We start from the raw sequence: 16,932 nt of genomic DNA, 5'->3' as shown, positions 1-16,932 counted from the left end.
TTTATTTCGTTCTTACGCGGTCAGAGCGACATGCATTCTTTGCAGCTTGGCACGTACCGACGTATCGAGCACCTGATCACCAACCACGATGCGCACACCGCCGATCAGAGCCGGATCGACTTTGACAGTAGCGTGCAGTTTGCGGCCAAATTTCTGTTCCAATGTACTCGCCAGCTCGCTCAACTGTGCTGCGGACATTTCAAATGCGCTTGTGACTTCCGCATCGGCAGCGCCTTCTAGGGCGTTTTTCAATGCGTAAAACTGGAAAGCGATTTCCGGCAGCAAAGTCAGGCGATCATAGTCAGCGAGTGTACTGATGAAGTTTTTTGCTTCAGCAGTCACCGGAGATTTGAGCGCAGACAGGAAAATCTCAGCTTTTTGAGAAGCCGAGATTTTTGGGTTGTGTGCAAGAGCTTGTACATCGGGATGCGCGCCAGCCTGCGCCATTTCGGCAACCAGATCCGACCAGGCGGACAAGTTACCGGTCTGGGCAACACGGAACAGCGCTTCAGCGTAAGGACGAGCGATCGTTGCGAGTTCGGCCATGATTACAGCTCGGTTTTCAGTTGATTCAACAGATCTGCGTGAGCGGATGCATTGATTTCACGTTTCAGAATTTGCTCTGCACCTTTGACTGCCAATGTGGCAACCTGGTCACGTAACTCTTCACGCGCTTTGGTCACCTGGTTATCGGCATCTGCTTTTGCAGCAGCAATAATCCGGGCAGCTTCAGCGGCGGCAGTGTTCCGGGCTTCTTCAATAATCAGCGCAGCGCGTTTTTCCGCGTTGTTGATATGCGTCTTGCCTTCTTCACTTGCAGCAGCCAGTTGCGCCTGCACACGCTTTTCAGCAGCCTGCATTTCTGCCTTGCCTTTATCGGCAGCAGCCAGACCATCTGCAATGCGCTTCATGCGCTCATCAATTGCACCAATCACCGGTGGCCAGATGAATTTCGCAGTTACCAGCGCCAGGATGAAAAACACCCCGGCCTGATACCACATAGATAGATTCAGATTCACGTTAGTTTCCTTATCAAATTAATCGTTCCGCAGGCTTTTGAGGCCCACGGTAGAAAAAGGAAAGCTAATTAGCCTTTGAATGGGTTTGCAGTTGCAAAGAACATGGCGATACCAACACCGATAATGAACGCAGCGTCGATCAGACCAGCCAGCAACAACATCTTGCCTTGCAGTTTTTCCATCAGTTCAGGTTGACGTGCAGATGCTTCCAGATATTTACCACCCATCATAGCGATACCGATACAAGCACCCAAAGCGCCCAAACCGATGATCAAACCACAAGCCAATGCAACCAAAGCGACGTTAGTCATGAGAAAACTCCTTGAAAGTTAAAATTAAAATACCAAAACCAAATACAAAACCAAAAATGTAAAACTTAAATCAATGCGCCTCGTGAGCCTGCCCCATATAAACCAGAGTCAGCATCATGAAAATAAACGCTTGCAGAGGCACGATCAGAATATGGAAAATCGACCAGGCAGAACCCAGCACCAGATGACCAATACCACCGGCGATAGAATCGGAAGCGCCCAGCAATGCCGCAATCAGCAGGAACAACAATTCACCGGCAAACATATTGCCAAACAACCGCATACCGAGAGAAAAAGTTTTTGCAGCAAATTCAACCAGATTCAATGCCAGATTGAAAGGAAACAGCATAGGGCCAAATGGCGCGCTCAGCAATTCTTTAATGAAGCCGCCGACACCTTTGATCTTGAAGCTGTAATACATCATCAGAACAAAAACACCGATAGAAATACCGAGTGTGCCATTCAGGTCGGCTGTCGGGACAACGCGGTGGTGCATTTCAGGATCGAGACCCAGCAATGGGAAGAGCCATTGCGAAAACAGATCCACCGGCAAAAAATCGAGAGAGTTCATCAGAACAACCCAGACAAATACCGACAACGCCATAGGAGCGATGAAACTGGTATTGCCATGAACGATACTTTTTGCGTTGTTATCCACCATCTCGATCAGCATTTCAACCGCACACTGAAAACGACCCGGCACGCCGGAAGTTGCCTTACGGGCAGCCATGTACATCACCACCAGAGCGAGCAGGCCACAGAAAATGGACCAGATCACGGTATCGATATTAATGTAGGACATATCCCACAAAGAAGTTTGCGGAGCGTGTGAATTGGTGAGATGACCCAGGTGGTGGGCTATATATTCTGACGGAGTGACTTGTTCAGCTGAGCTCATGATCAGTGCCTAAAGAGTAAAATGAAATAGCTTTTCAGCACCACAATGAAGGCGATCAAAAAGGCCGGCCAGTTAACATCGCGGTACCAGTAGACGACCGCAGCTAACAGTGTGATCGTCAATGTAATCTTGAAAAATTCTCCGATGAAAAAACTCATCGGGTTCGCTCCTCCGGGCTTTCGGGCGCTCATGAACAGGCGCAACGCAAAAAAAGCATTCGGAAGTGCGCAACAAAATCCGCCCAGCAAGGCAGAAAATGCAACGGAAGCATTGCCGAACACCACGGCCAGCGCAGCCGCAATCAATGCCGTTGCCAATTGCAACAGGACGATACGGGCCATCTTGCTTCCTCACTTTATCTACAAATGGTGATTGATTTCGCGTCATTTGCCACAAAATATTATCAGGCAGCGCGAACCCTCGCCAATCAAAACCACGGAATTATACGTGGTTGTGCGTAACATCGTCAAACGTTTGATGCAATGCCCCAGAATGAGACATCACCAGAAATTTTCATCTTATCTGGCTTGACTCAACAGCTCAGATAACCAGTCTTTTCCTTGCTTCCAGTCTCCCAGACCGGATTCGCCGTTGATGTGTCCCTTTGCACCAATATTGTGAAACTCGGCCTGCCAGGCCTCTGCCCAGGCGCGCGAAACTGCGATATCACACCAGGGATCATCGTCCGAAGCAATCACCTTCACAGGAAAAGAAAATGGAACTGTTGGCATCGGTGAGAAGCAAGGTGCAGGAAATCCGGTGTGCCCGACATCCGGCGGCGCCACCAATAAAGCTCCCCTGATTTTTTGTGCGCCGGAAAGACCCGGCATTCCTGCGGCCATCCAGTGCGCCACCAGCGCACACCCCAGACTATGCGCAACCAGAATTATCTCGTCGCTGACCGCACTGACCGCCGATGTCAGCCCTGCCATCCATGCTGTTCTTGTCGGATTATCCCAGTCAGCCTGCTGAACGCGAACCGCCTGTGTCATGGATTGTTCCCACAAAGTCTGCCAGTGCGCAGGTCCGGAATTAGACAATCCGGGGCATATTAATATAGTTATCATAATATTATTGTCCACGGATTCTCAAAATAACTCCGTCCAGCGAGTCCAGGTCGGCAAAATCAATGATCATCTGCCCACGCCCCTTGCTTCCCATTTTTAACACCACCTGCGTTGCCAACAAATCGGATAATTCTTCTTCAAGACGGGTGATATCGCGTGATTTTTCGACCTTATCACGTGGTTTTCCGGTGGTATTAGATTCAGCAGCGGTCTTTGCAACCAGTTTTTCCGCTTCACGCACCGACATGCGCTTGGCGACAATTTGATTCGCCAGCTGAATCTGGGTTGCGCCATCGGCAGACAGCAGGGAACGGGCATGGCCCATGTCAATATCGCCTGCCATCAGCATGGTCTGCACAGGCTTTGCCAGATTTAACAAGCGCAGCAGATTGGATACGGCGCTGCGCGAGCGGCCGACGGCATTTGCCGCCTGTTCATGAGTGAACGAAAAATCTGTGATCAGACGATGTATGCCTTGCGCCTCTTCCAGAGGATTCAGGTCTTCGCGCTGCATGTTTTCAATCAGAGCCATCGCAGCCGCGGCTTGGTCATCCACATCCTTGACCAGTACCGGCACCTCTTCCAGGCCTGCCATCTGGGAGGCACGGAAACGGCGTTCGCCGGCAATAATTTCATAGCGAGTTATGCCATTGCTGTGACCGATCGGGCGCACCAGAATCGGCTGCATCAGACCCTGCGCTTTAATGGATGCAGCCAGTTCCGCCAGAGCGCCTTCATCCATGCGGGTACGGGGCTGATACTTACCCGCCTGCATCTGTGTTACGGACAGGCTGCTGGGTGAGCCGGTCACATTCGGAACAGCCTCCGCAAAATCTCCTGCCCCGCCTAGCAAGGCATCTAATCCCCGCCCCAAACCTTTTTGTTTTTTGATCGCCATATTATTTATCTAACTGTTTAATTCTTTCGACCATCTCCGCCCCAAATGCAATGTACGCCTGCGCACCCTTAGAGGAAGGATCAAATACCACGCCGGGGATACCGTACGACGGTGCCTCGGCCAGGCGGACATTGCGCGGAATCAGCGTTTTAAAAACCTTGTCACCGAAATGCTGTTCCAGCTGATCGGACACCTGTTGAGACAATGTCATGCGCGGATCAAACATGACTCGCAACAAGCCAACGATCTTCAGGTCGGGGTTCAGATTGGCAGATACCTTCTTGATCGTATTGGCCAGATCTGATAATCCCTCCAGCGCATAATATTCGCACTGCATCGGAATGACGACGCCATGCGCGGCGCACAAACCATTCAATGTCAGCATGGATAAAGCCGGTGGGCAATCAATCAGGATAAAATCATATTCCGCGCCAACTTGTGCTAACGCATCGCGTAAGCGCTTATCGCGGTTTTCCAGTTCGACCATTTCAACTTCAGCACCCGCCAGTTCACGATTGGCAGGAAGCACGTCGAACTGACCGGATTCTGACCGTAGCCGGGCGCGGCTCACATCGGATAAACCCAGCAAAACTTCGTACACGGATGCTGTGAGCTTGGCTTTATTAATCCCCGCCCCCATCGTGGCATTCCCCTGCGGATCAAGATCGACCAGCAAAACCCGCTGATTCAGTTTGGCAAGACCGGCTGCCAGATTGACGGTGGTGGTGGTTTTCCCCACGCCACCTTTTTGATTGGCGATACAAAAGATTTTTGCCATAGAGGATTTCCGTGAGTAGATAATCAGTTGTCGATACGTTTCACAAACACCAGATGACGTTCCGCATCCAGCCCTGGCACATGCAGCGCCTGCACGCCTGTGGCCTGCCAGCCTGCTGGCAAGCGTTTTATTTCCTGGACAGGTGCAACGCCCTTCATGGCAATGAACTGGCCGCCATCGGCCAGCAGATGGCCGGACCAGTTGATGAAATTGGCCAGTTCGGAAAATGCGCGCGAGGTAATCACATCGAATTTCTCATCGACCGTCAGTTTTTCAACCCGCCCGGTGTACACGGTGACATTGGTCAGACCAAGCTCCGTCTTTACCTGCGTCAGAAACGCAGTCTTCTTGCTGACCGTATCAATCATGGAGATTTTGATGTACGGATAAACGATCGCCAGCATCATGCCCGGCAATCCGCCACCCGCCCCAACGTCCAGAACATTTTTCGCACCCTCAAAAGCCGGTGCGGCAGATAAAGAGTCCAACAGATGTTGCCGGACCATTTCCAGAGGATCACGGATTGCCGTCAGATTGTAAACAGAATTCCATTTAGATAATAATAACAAATAGGCAATCATTTTTTCTATTTGGAACTCATTCAATGACAAACCTAATTCTTGCACACCTGAAATCAAGCGCTGCTTCAGCCTTGCCGTATCTATCACCGTCATTCTGCGCCCTCCGTTTCAGGCGTCGTTCCGGCTGCTGCCATAAATTCCTTAAATCCTTTTTTCTTCAGGTGTACCAATAACAGGGAAATCGCTGCCGGCGTCACGCCGGAGATACGGCCGCACTGGCCCAGTGTTTCGGGCTGATGCTTATTGAGTTTCTGGCGCACTTCGATCGACAGACCGCTGACCTCCATATAGTCAAAACCAACCGGCATTTTCAGGTTTTCATAATGGGCATGGCGTTCGACTTCCTTCGCCTGCCTGTCGATGTAACCCGCATATTTGACCTGGATTTCCACCTGCTCACGTACCGCCGGATCGGCAATAGCCGGGCCTGCCAGATCTTGCTGCTCAACGCCGCGCAAGCTCATCAGGCTCTCATAATTGACCTGTGGCCGGCGCAACAGATCAGCCAGCGAGTATTCACGCTCCAGAGCTTTACCCAGCACCCGTTCCGCTTCAGTGGCAGCCAGAATACGTGGATTAACCCATGTAGTGCGCAGTCTTTCCATTTCACGTGCAACCTGTTCGCGCTTGTTTTCAAATGCCTGCCACTGCGCATCGCTGACACATCCCAGTTGGCGACCGATCTCGGTCAAACGCATATCGGCATTGTCTTCGCGCAGGCTAAGGCGGAATTCGGCACGGCTGGTGAACATACGATAGGGCTCCTGCACACCCTTGGTGATCAGGTCATCGACCAGCACACCCAGATAAGCTTCGTCACGGCGTGGCACCCAGGCTTCCCTACCCTGCGTTTGCAGAGCGGCGTTCAGGCCAGCCAACATGCCTTGCGCAGCGGCTTCTTCATAACCGGTGGTGCCGTTAATCTGACCCGCAAAGAACAAGCCCTCAATTTGGCGGGTTTCCAGCGATGACTTCAGGCCACGTGGATCAAAATAGTCGTATTCAATCGCATAACCCGGACGCAGGATATAGGCATTTTCCATGCCGCGCATAGAACGCACCAAATCCAACTGCACATCAAATGGTAGGCTGGTCGAGATACCGTTGGGGTAAAACTCGTTGGTAGTCAGACCTTCCGGCTCCAGAAAAATCTGATGCGATTCTTTGCTGGCAAAGCGGTGAATCTTATCTTCGATCGACGGACAATAACGCGGACCAACGCCTTCGATCACGCCGGTATACATCGGGCTCCGGTCGAGTCCGGCACGGATGATGTTATGGGTTTTTTCATTGGTGTGGGTAATCCAGCATGATACCTGCTTGGGATGCATGGCGGTTGTCCCCATATAGGAAAAAACTGGCACTGGATCCAGATCCCCCGGTTGTTCCTGCATCACAGAGAAATCGATACTGCGACCATCAATCCGTGGCGGCGTCCCCGTTTTCAAGCGCCCTTGCGGCAAAGCCAGCTCCTTCAGACGGGCTGACAAGGAAACCGCTGGAGGATCACCGGCACGGCCGGCGGAGTAATTATTCAGACCGACGTGAATTTTTCCATCCAGAAAAGTCCCGGCAGTCAACACAACGGCGCGAGCACGGAAACGAATTCCCACCTGGGTCACAGCACCAACCACACGATTACCTTCGACTAGTAAATCGTCGACGGCCTGCTGAAACAGCCACAGATTTGACTGATTTTCCAGGCGACTACGTATCGCTTGCTTATACAGAATCCGGTCAGCCTGCGCACGAGTCGCACGCACCGCCGGCCCCTTGGAGGAATTCAGGATACGGAACTGTATCCCCGCTTCATCAGTTGCAATTGCCATCGCCCCACCCATTGCATCTACCTCTTTGACCAGATGGCCCTTGCCTATCCCACCTATGGAGGGATTGCAAGACATCTGACCGAGGGTCTCGATATTGTGAGTCAATAATAAAGTGGATTGTCCCATCCGCGCAGCGGCAAGGGCGGCTTCGGTGCCGGCATGACCACCACCGACAACAATCACATCGAATTCTTTGGGATAAAACATGGCTAGCTTCTGACAAACAAGGACAGTCAGGATTATAGTTTGTTTTCAGCCCCTACCCGCACCCACCAACTGCGCCATAAACAATTTAATGCTATGTTTCACGTGAAACGTAGCACTAAACTCTCAATAAATATCATTAACGTAATAACGCCTAATATTGCAAGGTTTCACGTGAAACAATTTGATCCGGTGGAGGTAGATACACATTTACACACGAAAGAATCCGTCATAAGTTGTTTTACAAATTAAAGCCACGACCACCAGTAAAAACATTTTCCGAACAAATCCTGTTCCGTGTCTGATGGCAAGATGACTGCCTAACAGCGAGCCACCAATCTGGCACACAGCCATGACACCCCCTAATATCCACAGCACGTGTCCGCTGAAACCAAACCAGGATAATGCTGCAGCATTGCAAGCGACATTCAGCACTTTAGCGACAACGGATGCCCTTAAAAAGTCATATCCAAAAATACGTACAAACAGAAACATAAAGAAACTGCCCGTACCGGGACCAAAGAAACCATCATAAAACCCAATTGCGGCAGCAACCAGCATTGCCAGCACAATCTCTTTATTACCGAAAAACAGCGGTCTGTCATGCGTGCCAAAATCTTTTTTCATAAATGTGTAAATTGCTACCGCCGCCAGAATAAAAGGCAAAACCTTGCGCAACTGGGTTGGTGGAATATGGGTCACCAGATAAGCCCCCAGGAAAGCAAACACAAAAGACATCATTGCGGCTGGCAACAACATGCTCCATCGCACAGATACCTTTTGCATATAATTGCGGGCAGCAACGGCTGTCCCCCATATGCTGGCAAATTTATTAGTTCCCAACAAGGTTGCCGGAACAGTTCCGGGCATAATCGAAAACAAAGCCGGAACCTGCAGCAGCCCACCACCTCCCACGATCGCATCAACAAAACCGGCAAAAAAAGCGGTAATACCCAGCAACAGCATATCCATCATGAAATTTATTAACCTTCATCTAATCGTGCCCAACATCTGGCAAGCTATGCAGCATAACAAGTCTTGCCAACATTGGGTAAAACAAATATCACCATCACAACATGGGGAGTATGGCCATGCAGAGCTTTGAATTTCAGACCGTCCCGCACATCGTCAGTCGGCTGGGTGCTGCCCGTCAGCTTGGCACGCTGGTGTCTAAACATTATCCAGCATGCCGCCATCTTCTCTTGATCACGGACCAGGGCTTTTTAAAAACTGGACAGGTGCAACCCGTGCTCGACAGCCTGCACAGCGAAAAACTCCAGGTTTCCGTATTTGCGGATGTGATTGCCGATCCTCCTGAAGCCATTGTTTTAGAGGCAGCTCACAATGCACGGGAACTGGGAGTCGATCTGGTAATCGGCTTAGGGGGCGGTAGTTCAATGGATGTGGCGAAGTTAATCGCTGTACTTACGCAAAATACCCAGAGCTTATCCACGATGTACGGGATTGATAATGTGACAGGAAAACGCCTTCCTCTGATTCAGATACCGACGACTGCCGGAACCGGGTCAGAAGTCACGCCGATATCCATCGTAACAACAGGCGCAACCACTAAAATGGGCGTAGTCTCTCCGCAGCTGTATGCCGATATTGCAGTTCTGGATGCTTCGCTGACGGTTGGTCTGCCGTCTAAAGTCACCGCAGCAACAGGCATTGATGCCATGGTTCATGCGATTGAAGCCTATACCACACGGCACAAGAAAAACCCGGTATCCGATATGCTGGCACGGCAGGCATTGAAATTACTCTGGAATAACATTGATCAGGCTTGTACTAATGGCCAGAATCTGGTCGCCCGCCAATCTATGTTGCTGGGTGCCATGATGGCCGGCCAGTCTTTCGCCAATGCACCCTGTGCAGCCGTGCACGCACTGGCCTACCCGATTGGCGGAATTTTCCATGTGCCGCACGGCTTATCCAATTCACTGGTCCTGCCGCATGTCCTCCGGTTTAACGCTGTTGCTGCGTCTGAACTGTATGCAGAACTGGCCGATATTATTGCTCCTGATGCCAGAGGCAGTAACGAAGCGCGCTGCAACGCCTTAATCAGCGCAATGGAAGATCTGGCATTCCGGACAGGAATAGAAACCCGTCTGCGCCAGGTCGGCATTCAGCAACAGGATCTGGATCGTCTTGCCGCCGATGCAATGCTGCAAACCCGTCTGCTCGGCAATAATCCACGTGAAGTGGGATTAACCGATGCCCGCGCAATCTATGCTGCAGCGTGGTAAATGACTGACATCCTATCCCTATGAAATCCTGCTTTTGCAACGTCATCTTAAAGAAAAGTGCAATACAACAATAGAAGCTGAATTCGCAGGCATTTGCATCCAAGAAAAACCCTCAGCATGAATTTTGGTGGTTTTTTTTATATCGAATTTATTCACAAGAATTTGTGGATAAGTACTAATGAGGCTAGTAAAAACCCGACACTTCCTTCTCAATTTTCACCCCATATCCACCTGTAACAACCCTTTGTTCAGGATAATATACTCCCTGTTTTTTATAAAAACTTTAGCTATTAAAAATCTGTTCGCAAGGAATTTTTCAGGCGGTATGAATACGGCCACGGCTCAGGAAGGACGTCGCTCTCTGACTGGCCCAGAAAGCCGCTGCCTGTGGGTCGGCACTCAGCCAGCTGACCTCGATATGACTGAGTTGATGTTGTTGCGCATGCACTTTTGCGGCGCTGACCAGACGAGCTGCGCATCCCTGTCGGCACGCAGCGACATGCACATCCAGATCCAGCAGACACAGATAAGGCTGCTGGCTGAATTCCTGTTCCGGATAACGCACTTGGGCTGTCAGATACGCCAGCAGCTGTCCATCTTCTTCAGCGAATAATCCCCAGCCCAGGTTGTCTCCGTTTTGCAAGTTGTCACGCAGAATGGCAGCATATTCCGTTAAAGAAATCTGCGGCTGATAAGCACTGTCTGTCTGCGCGCTTTCTGCAGCACCACGCAACCATAAGCTGGCAATCATATCGGCATCTTGTACTTGCAATACTCGTAAACTCATTAGAAAAATCAGCGTAAAAAATGCATTTTCATCCCCGCTTACCGTCCTTAATTCGATTCAAGATACGATACGCACTGCGGCCCCGCCTGCAGTGGTTAGCCTGTTAGTCCGGTCAATAAAAAACACCACCGCAGCTGGCGCAATTTCGATCTTCTGAAACTGTTCCGGTCTGGTAAGTAACGCATTCTAAAGGAAATTCAGCGCTGTGGTTTTTTCGCTGTTGCAGCTTGTGGATAGTGTTAACTTGAATAAATTTATATATACATAGTGGTGATTGTTAACGATCACTTATAGCTGTGGATAACTAAGAAAACATCCACGGAATCATTGAATTAGCACAAGGATAAACAGGTGAAAAAAGTCTGTATATCTGCATGATAAAAACTGGACAAAAATAAGCATAGCGTCAGTCGAGTTTGTTGCGCACAAGCTATACAGTGGATATCGGCTCACTTATCCACAATAAATATTTTTAAACTGTTGTTTTCAGGTTGCTTTTGGCCTGATTCCGGACTGTTTTACGGTGTGATTCAATAAATATGATCAGCTGGTACATCTAATGAGCTTGTTTGTGAGTTCATTGCCAACGAGTCAGCAATCGGAAATCTGTTTTTTGGCAAAACCGCATGACATTCATCTGTCAGAGTTAGTCCATGGCCAGGATTTTGCAAAATGTTGAAGTATTTTCGGCATTGGTTTTCAGGAATAGCCGTTTTAATGTGCCAGATTCAAACAGATTTGTAAAAACGAATCTCAGAAACTTTCCTTCTTAGAATGTCATCTTGAAGACTTAACAAAATTCCAGATTTTGAGCCATATGGGGAAAAACCTTCGTTTATAGTATTTAGTTTATATATACATAGTAGTAATAGTTAACGGCGCCATTTTTTGTGGATAACTCACTATTTATCCACGTAAACAATCGTTTAGCTGCAGGATAGGTCTTCGGATAATTTTTGTATGACTGACGTATAGTTTTGGGATAAAAAAAAAGGTTGTCGTCAAAAAAGGAGTTTTCCCCAAAACCGTCTGGGGATATGCAGCGCTTTATCCACAGGCTAAAGCATACTCATACAGGTAATCGGAGGGCTAGAAATGGCACATTTCAGGATTCTACCAATCTTGAATGGGTGTCTATTCGGAAGGATTGATGGCCGATTCGCGACGTTTATAACAGCTTGTCAGCGCGTCTCAGCAAACCCGGTACCCATTGCTGGAATAATTTTTCCCATAAGCGGATATATCTTTTGGGCCGGCTTGGGAGATGCCGGTCGTGGATTGCAGTGTATTCCAGTGCTGGAACGCCACCGCGGGCACGTTTAAACTGGCTGGCGCCGGAGCTGTAATGCAGTCCAAGCTGGCGCTGACGGGCTTCGTGCAGCAGTAATGCCATCAGGCGGCGGTATAAACCGAGTTCTTGTGGCAAACTGGTGTCGTAGCCGATCAGCGGAGTCGTCAGCCAGTTGCTGCCGGATGGGGCATACAAACCCAGAATTCCGACCCAGCGTCCCTGCCAGCGCAGGGCTTTGAACTCCAGGAAGCGTGTTTCCAGACACAGTTCAAAAAATGCCAGACTGAAATCCGGATTCAGGTGGGAATGTTTGTCGATGAATAATTGCCGGAACAACTGGCGCAAGGCAGGCAGATCGCTGCTGGTCAGTTGATCCTGCGAAACGATTTCGACCTGACCATCCTGCAGCAGACGGGTATCCTGTTTGACGTGATTATGTTTCCAGACGGATTTTTGTTGCGGGTCGCACAGATAGATCATGCGCGCCGGCACCATGTTCCAGCCCAGCTGTTGCAGATGCTGCATCAGGTCGGGGCATACTTCCGGGCAGATGTTGCGTATCATCAGTGGCCGTTGTGGGTGGCGGGTGCTCATGGCTTCTGTCATGCATTGTAACTCGGCATAGCTCCAGGCCGGATACAGATTGGTCGATACCAGATGATTGCCGATGACAGCGGCCTGATCCAGCCTGCTGGCCTGCAGCAGCGCCGACAGCGGGCCGAAAATCAGGCAGGATCCGGCTTTCAGCAAAGCGGATAATGGCGGCGGCAGCTGGCGCAGGGCTTCCTGCCGTGCATACCGCAGCCAGGTGGAACGCGGGCTGGATACGTAGCTTTCCTGCCAGTCGCTGTTGTCCAGCAGGCTGACCGGATAAGGATGGCCGCCGATGTCGGTGGTCTGGATATCGCAATGGCTATTGCTGACCCAGTGGTTGCCGCCGCGTGAACGTGCGGTCAGCAGCCACAGGGCATCAGCCACCATGCGAGGTGGTAAAGAGGTATTCAAATCAGCAGATATCAGAGTGCGTATGGAGAGTTAATCATTTCAAGGCCGACGCGTTCAGATTTTCTGATACAGATGCATGCCACCGTAAATGGCCGAACGGTCGGTCGCATATAGCGCCTTGTTGTGGGCTGGGTCGGTCTGCCAGGCGGTGAGCAGGCCCGCAGGCAGCTTGTGTTCCAGCGGAGATTCACTGCCGCCGGTACGGAACACCACTTTGGCTCCCGGTGCTGCCGTGCGGGTGACTTCTTCCCACAATGCAGTGATCTGTTGCTGATCCATCCAGTCCTGCGCATCCAGAAACAGATAGGCATCCATTGACGCACGCGGCTGGGTGCTGAGGAAATCAGTCAGGGTGGTGTGGTGTGCATGCAGGCGGTCGATATTGCGGCGCAATGCCGGAAAATGCGTTTGCTGCAGATACATGGGCAACGCTGCCTGTTTACCGGTGTCGTAACGGCGGCCAAACGCCTGCTGCGCAAAGCAGTTCTGATCGAGCGGGAAATCGCAGGCCAGATGACGCATTCTTTCTTTGAATAGATTGTGCAAGCCGTCGCGGGCATCGTTTTTCAAAGCTTCAAACTGGGATGGCGGAATGCCGAGGCTGTACAGCGCCAGCGGTTGCCGCGCGATCAATTTAAACAATGCGGTATCAAACGCCGGTGCGACGTAGCGTTCAAACAGGCTGGTTTGTTCTTGCAGATTGCGTGCTTCCAGCATTTTGCGCATGTCGCCGCCCATCATGCGGACGAAGACATGCGCAATGCCGATAAACTGCCCCAGCAGGCCGTGTTGATAAGCCTGATCGGTGAAGTAGTGGTAGCGCGGTTTGCCCGTCAGTGAACGACTTTCCCAGAAATTACTCGCATCGTCTGACAGGTGCTGGCGGATATGGCGTTTATAACGTTTCAGATTGTCCGTCTGGTCGGCGTTCCCGAGATAAGCGAGCACTGCATCATAGTCGGGCAGATGCTTGATGGCCTGCTGTTTCATATTCAGCATCGCCAGATGCGCTGCATTCAGATCCACTGCATGCACGGCAGCAGGTTCCGCCGACAGATAAGCGAGCGCATTACAGCCGCCGGATGAAATCGTCAGGATATTGGCACCGGGACGCAATTGCAGTGCCTGCAGGTCGGATTGCGGATCTTCCCAGATCTGGGCATAGACCAGGCGGCTGAACCAGTGAGCAAACAGTTTATCCGCAATGCCTTTACGGCCAGCTGTGGTTGAATTGAAAACCGCGCTATCTATCAGTGCTTTGCTGGACATCATCGTCTCCGGCTATTGTTATAGATACGGAGACTGTAGGCGGCTCAGGTGACAGGCTGGTGACAGTTCAATGAAGTTTTCGTGAAAAACAGACTGCCTGTAAATAAATTTATGGTTCGTTTCTGTGGTGGACAGACAAGCGGCGTTTGCGGGCGCGGATGAACAGGAACAGTTGGTAAGCAAAATATAGCGAAGCCAGCACTGGCATGGAGGCGACCAGTACAAACAGGACTCCGGACAAAGGCACTGGCCCTGACCAGACCTGTGCTGCCGTCACCGGGATGGAGGGTCTGACCTTTTCCTGCTCCATCGTCGGAACATCGATCCGGACGCCAGATGCAGCCTGTGGCAAATCTTCAGCGCCGACTACGAATACAGACTGGGACGGTGTATCGGGCGGGCTGCCGGCTGGTTTGCCAGCTGTCCGGGTTTCCAGTGCAAAACAGATGCTGCTGATCAGGCTGATCGCCAGCAACAGGGAAAACTTGAGTTTCATGAGAGTCAATAGCGAAATAAAATGCGCCGCCCTGATGGCTGGTCCTGCTGTTGTTGCGCGGGAATACCGGAAATCAGGGTGCCTGCTCCACGATTTTTCTGAGGTTTTTCAGACCGCCATCGAAATCGGAACCCACCATTCTATCCATAAATGGCTGAAATAGCTTCATCATCAGATTTCCTTCGGTGTTGCCCTGCATATCCCACAGTACAGTACAACCATCACCGGTTTTTTCTATGCGCAGGGTACCGGTCGATGGTTTTCCCATGCCCTCGAAATGCAGCTCATAAGCCAGTTCCCGATTGGGCACGGCGCTGGTAAAGCGCATGCCGCCGTTTCCCTGGGTTTTACTCTTCCATTCCCAGCTTGCGTTCTGACCACTGTCCGGCCCGGAAAACTGCATCTGCATGGCCGGATCACGTTGATTCCAGACCGACCAGTTTTTCCACAAACGCGGCGTTGCGATCAGGGGATAGATTTTTTCCGGTGCTGCCCTGATCAGAATGCTGCGGCTGACGCTGTAATGATTCGGTTGCAGTAAGGCCAGACCGACGATAACCAGCACCAGCAGCAACAGAAAACCCAGTGTGTATCGAACCGCTTTCATTTCCGTCTCCCTGAAAAAACGAAACCCACGCTGTCTGACAGATAACGGCAGCAATGATCCGCGCCAAGCCCGGCTGCCTGTTTGTCCGGTCAGCGCACCCGCCCTACTGCCGTTTCCCAGTGTTGCATGAATTCCTGTGCCTGATCCCGGCTCATGGTCGGTAAAAACTGACGTTCAGTCTGCCACAGCAATGCACATTCGTCGATATGGCTGAAGATGCCGGCACCCAGCCCGGCCAGGCAGGCGGCACCCAGCGCGGTGGTTTCTGTCACTTGCGGCCGCACCACGGGAATACCCAGCAGGTTGGCCTGGAATTGCAGTAACAGATTATTGGCCGCTGCACCGCCATCGACGCGCAATTCTGTAATTGGGCATACCGCATCTTTGATCATGGCCTGCAGTACGGCAGTAGTCTGAAAGGCGATGGATTCGAGGGCTGCGCGGGCGATATGCGCAACGGTACTGCCGCGGCTGAGGCCGACAATCGCAGCTTTGGCGTCCGGCACCCAGTAAGGAGCACCCAGTCCGGTAAATGCGGGTACAAATACCACACCGCCGGAATCGGGAACGCTGGCCGCGAGCGCCTCCACATCCGGTGAATGTTGGATCGCCTTGAGTCCGTCCCGCAGCCATTGCACGACTGCGCCACCGATAAAAACGCTGCCTTCCAGTGCGTATTGCGCCTGGTCTCCTGTCTGGCAAGCCACCGTGCTGATCAGCCCGTTATGGGATGTGACCGCTTGCTGTCCTGTGTGCATCAGCATGAAACATCCGGTGCCATAGGTATTTTTTGCCATGCCCGGCGTGAAGCAGGCTTGCCCGAACAAGGCGGCCTGCTGGTCGCCGGCGATGCCGGCAATCGGAATCGGGCTGCCGAACAGATGTGTTTCGCCGAAATGGTGGCTGGAAGGATGCACTTCCGGCAGGATCGCTGCCGGAATGCCGAATAATTCCAGTAATGCCGGATCCCATTGCCCGGTATGGATATTGAACAACATGGTGCGGGAAGCATTGCTGCTATCCGTCACATGCAGTTTGCCTTCGCTCAGTTGCCAGGCTAACCAGGTATCGACCGTGCCGAATGCGAGTTCACCCCGTTTCGCGCGCTGCATGGCGCCCGGCAGATGTTGCAGCAGCCATTGCAGCTTGCTGGCAGAGAAATACGGATCGAGAATCAGGCCGGTTTTTTCCCGGATGGTTCCAGCATGACCGTCCGCCCGCAGTGACTCGCAGACGCTGGCCGTGCGCCGGTCCTGCCAGACAATCGCATTCGATAAAACCTGACCGGTTTGTTTATCCCACAGCAAGGTGGTTTCCCGTTGATTGGTAATACCGATGGCAGCGATATCCTGCGCCTGCAAACCGGCATTTCGCAACGCCTGGCGGGCAGTTGCAAACTGGCTCAGCCAGATTTCTGCCGGATCATGTTCCACCCAGCCGGGTTGCGGGAATATCTGACGGAATTCCTGCTGTGCCGCTGCAATAATCTGCCCCTGGTGGTTAAAAATGATACTGCGCGAACTGGATGTCCCCTGATCCAGCGCTAACAGATAAGTCATAATTTTTCCTCAGGAAAATGGACGCTGTAAAAAAGAAAATGATTGTAAAAAATCAAGGAATTTATATTTTTTTATGCTAATTTA

18 protein-coding genes are annotated in these 16,932 nt (G+C 51.3%); 1 reads left to right on the top strand and 17 read right to left on the bottom strand.

Features of this window, described 5'->3' with window-relative positions:
- Positions 1-12 precede the first annotated feature (12 nt).
- The 11 genes from HV832_RS07940 to HV832_RS07890 form a co-directional block, all read right to left on the bottom strand.
- A complete protein-coding gene (locus HV832_RS07940; RefSeq protein WP_176803031.1) occupies positions 13-546 on the bottom strand; it encodes a F0F1 ATP synthase subunit delta in 534 nt (177 codons plus the stop codon).
- A gap of 2 nt (positions 547-548) precedes the next feature.
- Complete coding sequence (locus tag HV832_RS07935; protein ID WP_176803030.1) at positions 549-1,019, bottom strand: F0F1 ATP synthase subunit B; 471 nt, start codon at positions 1,017-1,019, stop codon at positions 549-551.
- A gap of 68 nt (positions 1,020-1,087) precedes the next feature.
- Positions 1,088-1,330 (bottom strand): F0F1 ATP synthase subunit C, encoded by a 243-nt coding sequence (atpE, locus tag HV832_RS07930; RefSeq protein WP_176803029.1) that lies wholly within the window; start codon positions 1,328-1,330, stop codon positions 1,088-1,090.
- 70 nt (positions 1,331-1,400) lie between these two features.
- Entirely contained in the window at positions 1,401-2,228 is an 828-nt protein-coding gene (gene atpB / locus HV832_RS07925) for a F0F1 ATP synthase subunit A (RefSeq protein ID WP_176803028.1), read from the bottom strand.
- A 2-nt stretch (positions 2,229-2,230) separates the two neighbouring features.
- Positions 2,231-2,569 carry an ATP synthase subunit I gene (locus tag HV832_RS07920; RefSeq protein ID WP_176803027.1) on the bottom strand — a complete coding sequence of 113 codons (339 nt, stop codon included), beginning with the start codon at positions 2,567-2,569 and terminating at the stop codon, positions 2,231-2,233.
- Between the two features lie 177 nt (positions 2,570-2,746).
- Positions 2,747-3,295 carry an RBBP9/YdeN family alpha/beta hydrolase gene (locus HV832_RS07915; RefSeq protein ID WP_176803026.1) on the bottom strand — a complete coding sequence of 183 codons (549 nt, stop codon included), beginning with the start codon at positions 3,293-3,295 and terminating at the stop codon, positions 2,747-2,749.
- Between the two features lie 4 nt (positions 3,296-3,299).
- Positions 3,300-4,193, bottom strand: coding sequence for a ParB/RepB/Spo0J family partition protein (locus tag HV832_RS07910; RefSeq protein ID WP_176803025.1), 894 nt, complete (start codon positions 4,191-4,193; stop codon positions 3,300-3,302).
- A gap of 1 nt (position 4,194) precedes the next feature.
- The gene (locus HV832_RS07905; protein WP_176803024.1) at positions 4,195-4,971 is read right to left on the bottom strand and encodes a ParA family protein; all 777 of its coding nucleotides are present in this window, start codon (positions 4,969-4,971) and stop codon (positions 4,195-4,197) included.
- 23 nt (positions 4,972-4,994) lie between these two features.
- On the bottom strand, positions 4,995-5,645 hold the full coding sequence (rsmG, locus tag HV832_RS07900) for a 16S rRNA (guanine(527)-N(7))-methyltransferase RsmG (RefSeq protein ID WP_176803023.1): 651 nt from the start codon (positions 5,643-5,645) through the stop codon (positions 4,995-4,997).
- Positions 5,642-7,588 (bottom strand): tRNA uridine-5-carboxymethylaminomethyl(34) synthesis enzyme MnmG, encoded by a 1,947-nt coding sequence (gene mnmG / locus HV832_RS07895; RefSeq protein ID WP_176803022.1) that lies wholly within the window; start codon positions 7,586-7,588, stop codon positions 5,642-5,644. Before mnmG ends, rsmG begins: the two co-directional genes overlap by 4 nt.
- A gap of 207 nt (positions 7,589-7,795) precedes the next feature.
- Entirely contained in the window at positions 7,796-8,560 is a 765-nt protein-coding gene (locus tag HV832_RS07890) for a TSUP family transporter (RefSeq protein WP_176803021.1), read from the bottom strand.
- Positions 8,561-8,676: 116 nt separating this feature from the next.
- Between HV832_RS07890 and HV832_RS07885 the strand changes: the two genes are divergently transcribed.
- Entirely contained in the window at positions 8,677-9,834 is a 1,158-nt protein-coding gene (locus tag HV832_RS07885) for an iron-containing alcohol dehydrogenase (RefSeq protein ID WP_176803020.1), read from the top strand.
- Positions 9,835-10,150: 316 nt separating this feature from the next.
- Here the strand turns inward: HV832_RS07885 and HV832_RS07880 are convergent, their stop codons facing one another.
- The 6 genes from HV832_RS07880 to glpK form a co-directional block, all read right to left on the bottom strand.
- Positions 10,151-10,621 (bottom strand): GNAT family N-acetyltransferase, encoded by a 471-nt coding sequence (locus tag HV832_RS07880; protein ID WP_176803019.1) that lies wholly within the window; start codon positions 10,619-10,621, stop codon positions 10,151-10,153.
- 1,168 nt (positions 10,622-11,789) lie between these two features.
- Entirely contained in the window at positions 11,790-12,917 is a 1,128-nt protein-coding gene (locus HV832_RS07875; RefSeq protein ID WP_176803018.1) for a hypothetical protein, read from the bottom strand.
- A 54-nt stretch (positions 12,918-12,971) separates the two neighbouring features.
- Entirely contained in the window at positions 12,972-14,189 is a 1,218-nt protein-coding gene (locus HV832_RS07870; protein WP_176803017.1) for a BtaA family protein, read from the bottom strand.
- A gap of 106 nt (positions 14,190-14,295) precedes the next feature.
- Positions 14,296-14,682 carry a hypothetical protein gene (locus HV832_RS07865; RefSeq protein ID WP_176803016.1) on the bottom strand — a complete coding sequence of 129 codons (387 nt, stop codon included), beginning with the start codon at positions 14,680-14,682 and terminating at the stop codon, positions 14,296-14,298.
- Between the two features lie 73 nt (positions 14,683-14,755).
- Positions 14,756-15,289: an SRPBCC family protein gene (locus HV832_RS07860; protein ID WP_176803015.1), complete on the bottom strand. Its 534-nt coding sequence runs from the start codon at positions 15,287-15,289 to the stop codon at positions 14,756-14,758.
- A gap of 89 nt (positions 15,290-15,378) precedes the next feature.
- Positions 15,379-16,848 carry a glycerol kinase GlpK gene (glpK, locus tag HV832_RS07855; RefSeq protein ID WP_176803014.1) on the bottom strand — a complete coding sequence of 490 codons (1,470 nt, stop codon included), beginning with the start codon at positions 16,846-16,848 and terminating at the stop codon, positions 15,379-15,381.
- Positions 16,849-16,932 lie beyond the last annotated feature (84 nt).

This window comes from Cognatundibacterium oligocarboniphilum, assembly GCF_013377855.1.
Lineage (GTDB): Bacteria > Pseudomonadota > Gammaproteobacteria > Burkholderiales > Burkholderiaceae_D > Undibacterium > Undibacterium oligocarboniphilum.
This window is presented reverse-complemented; position numbering and strand designations above follow the sequence as displayed.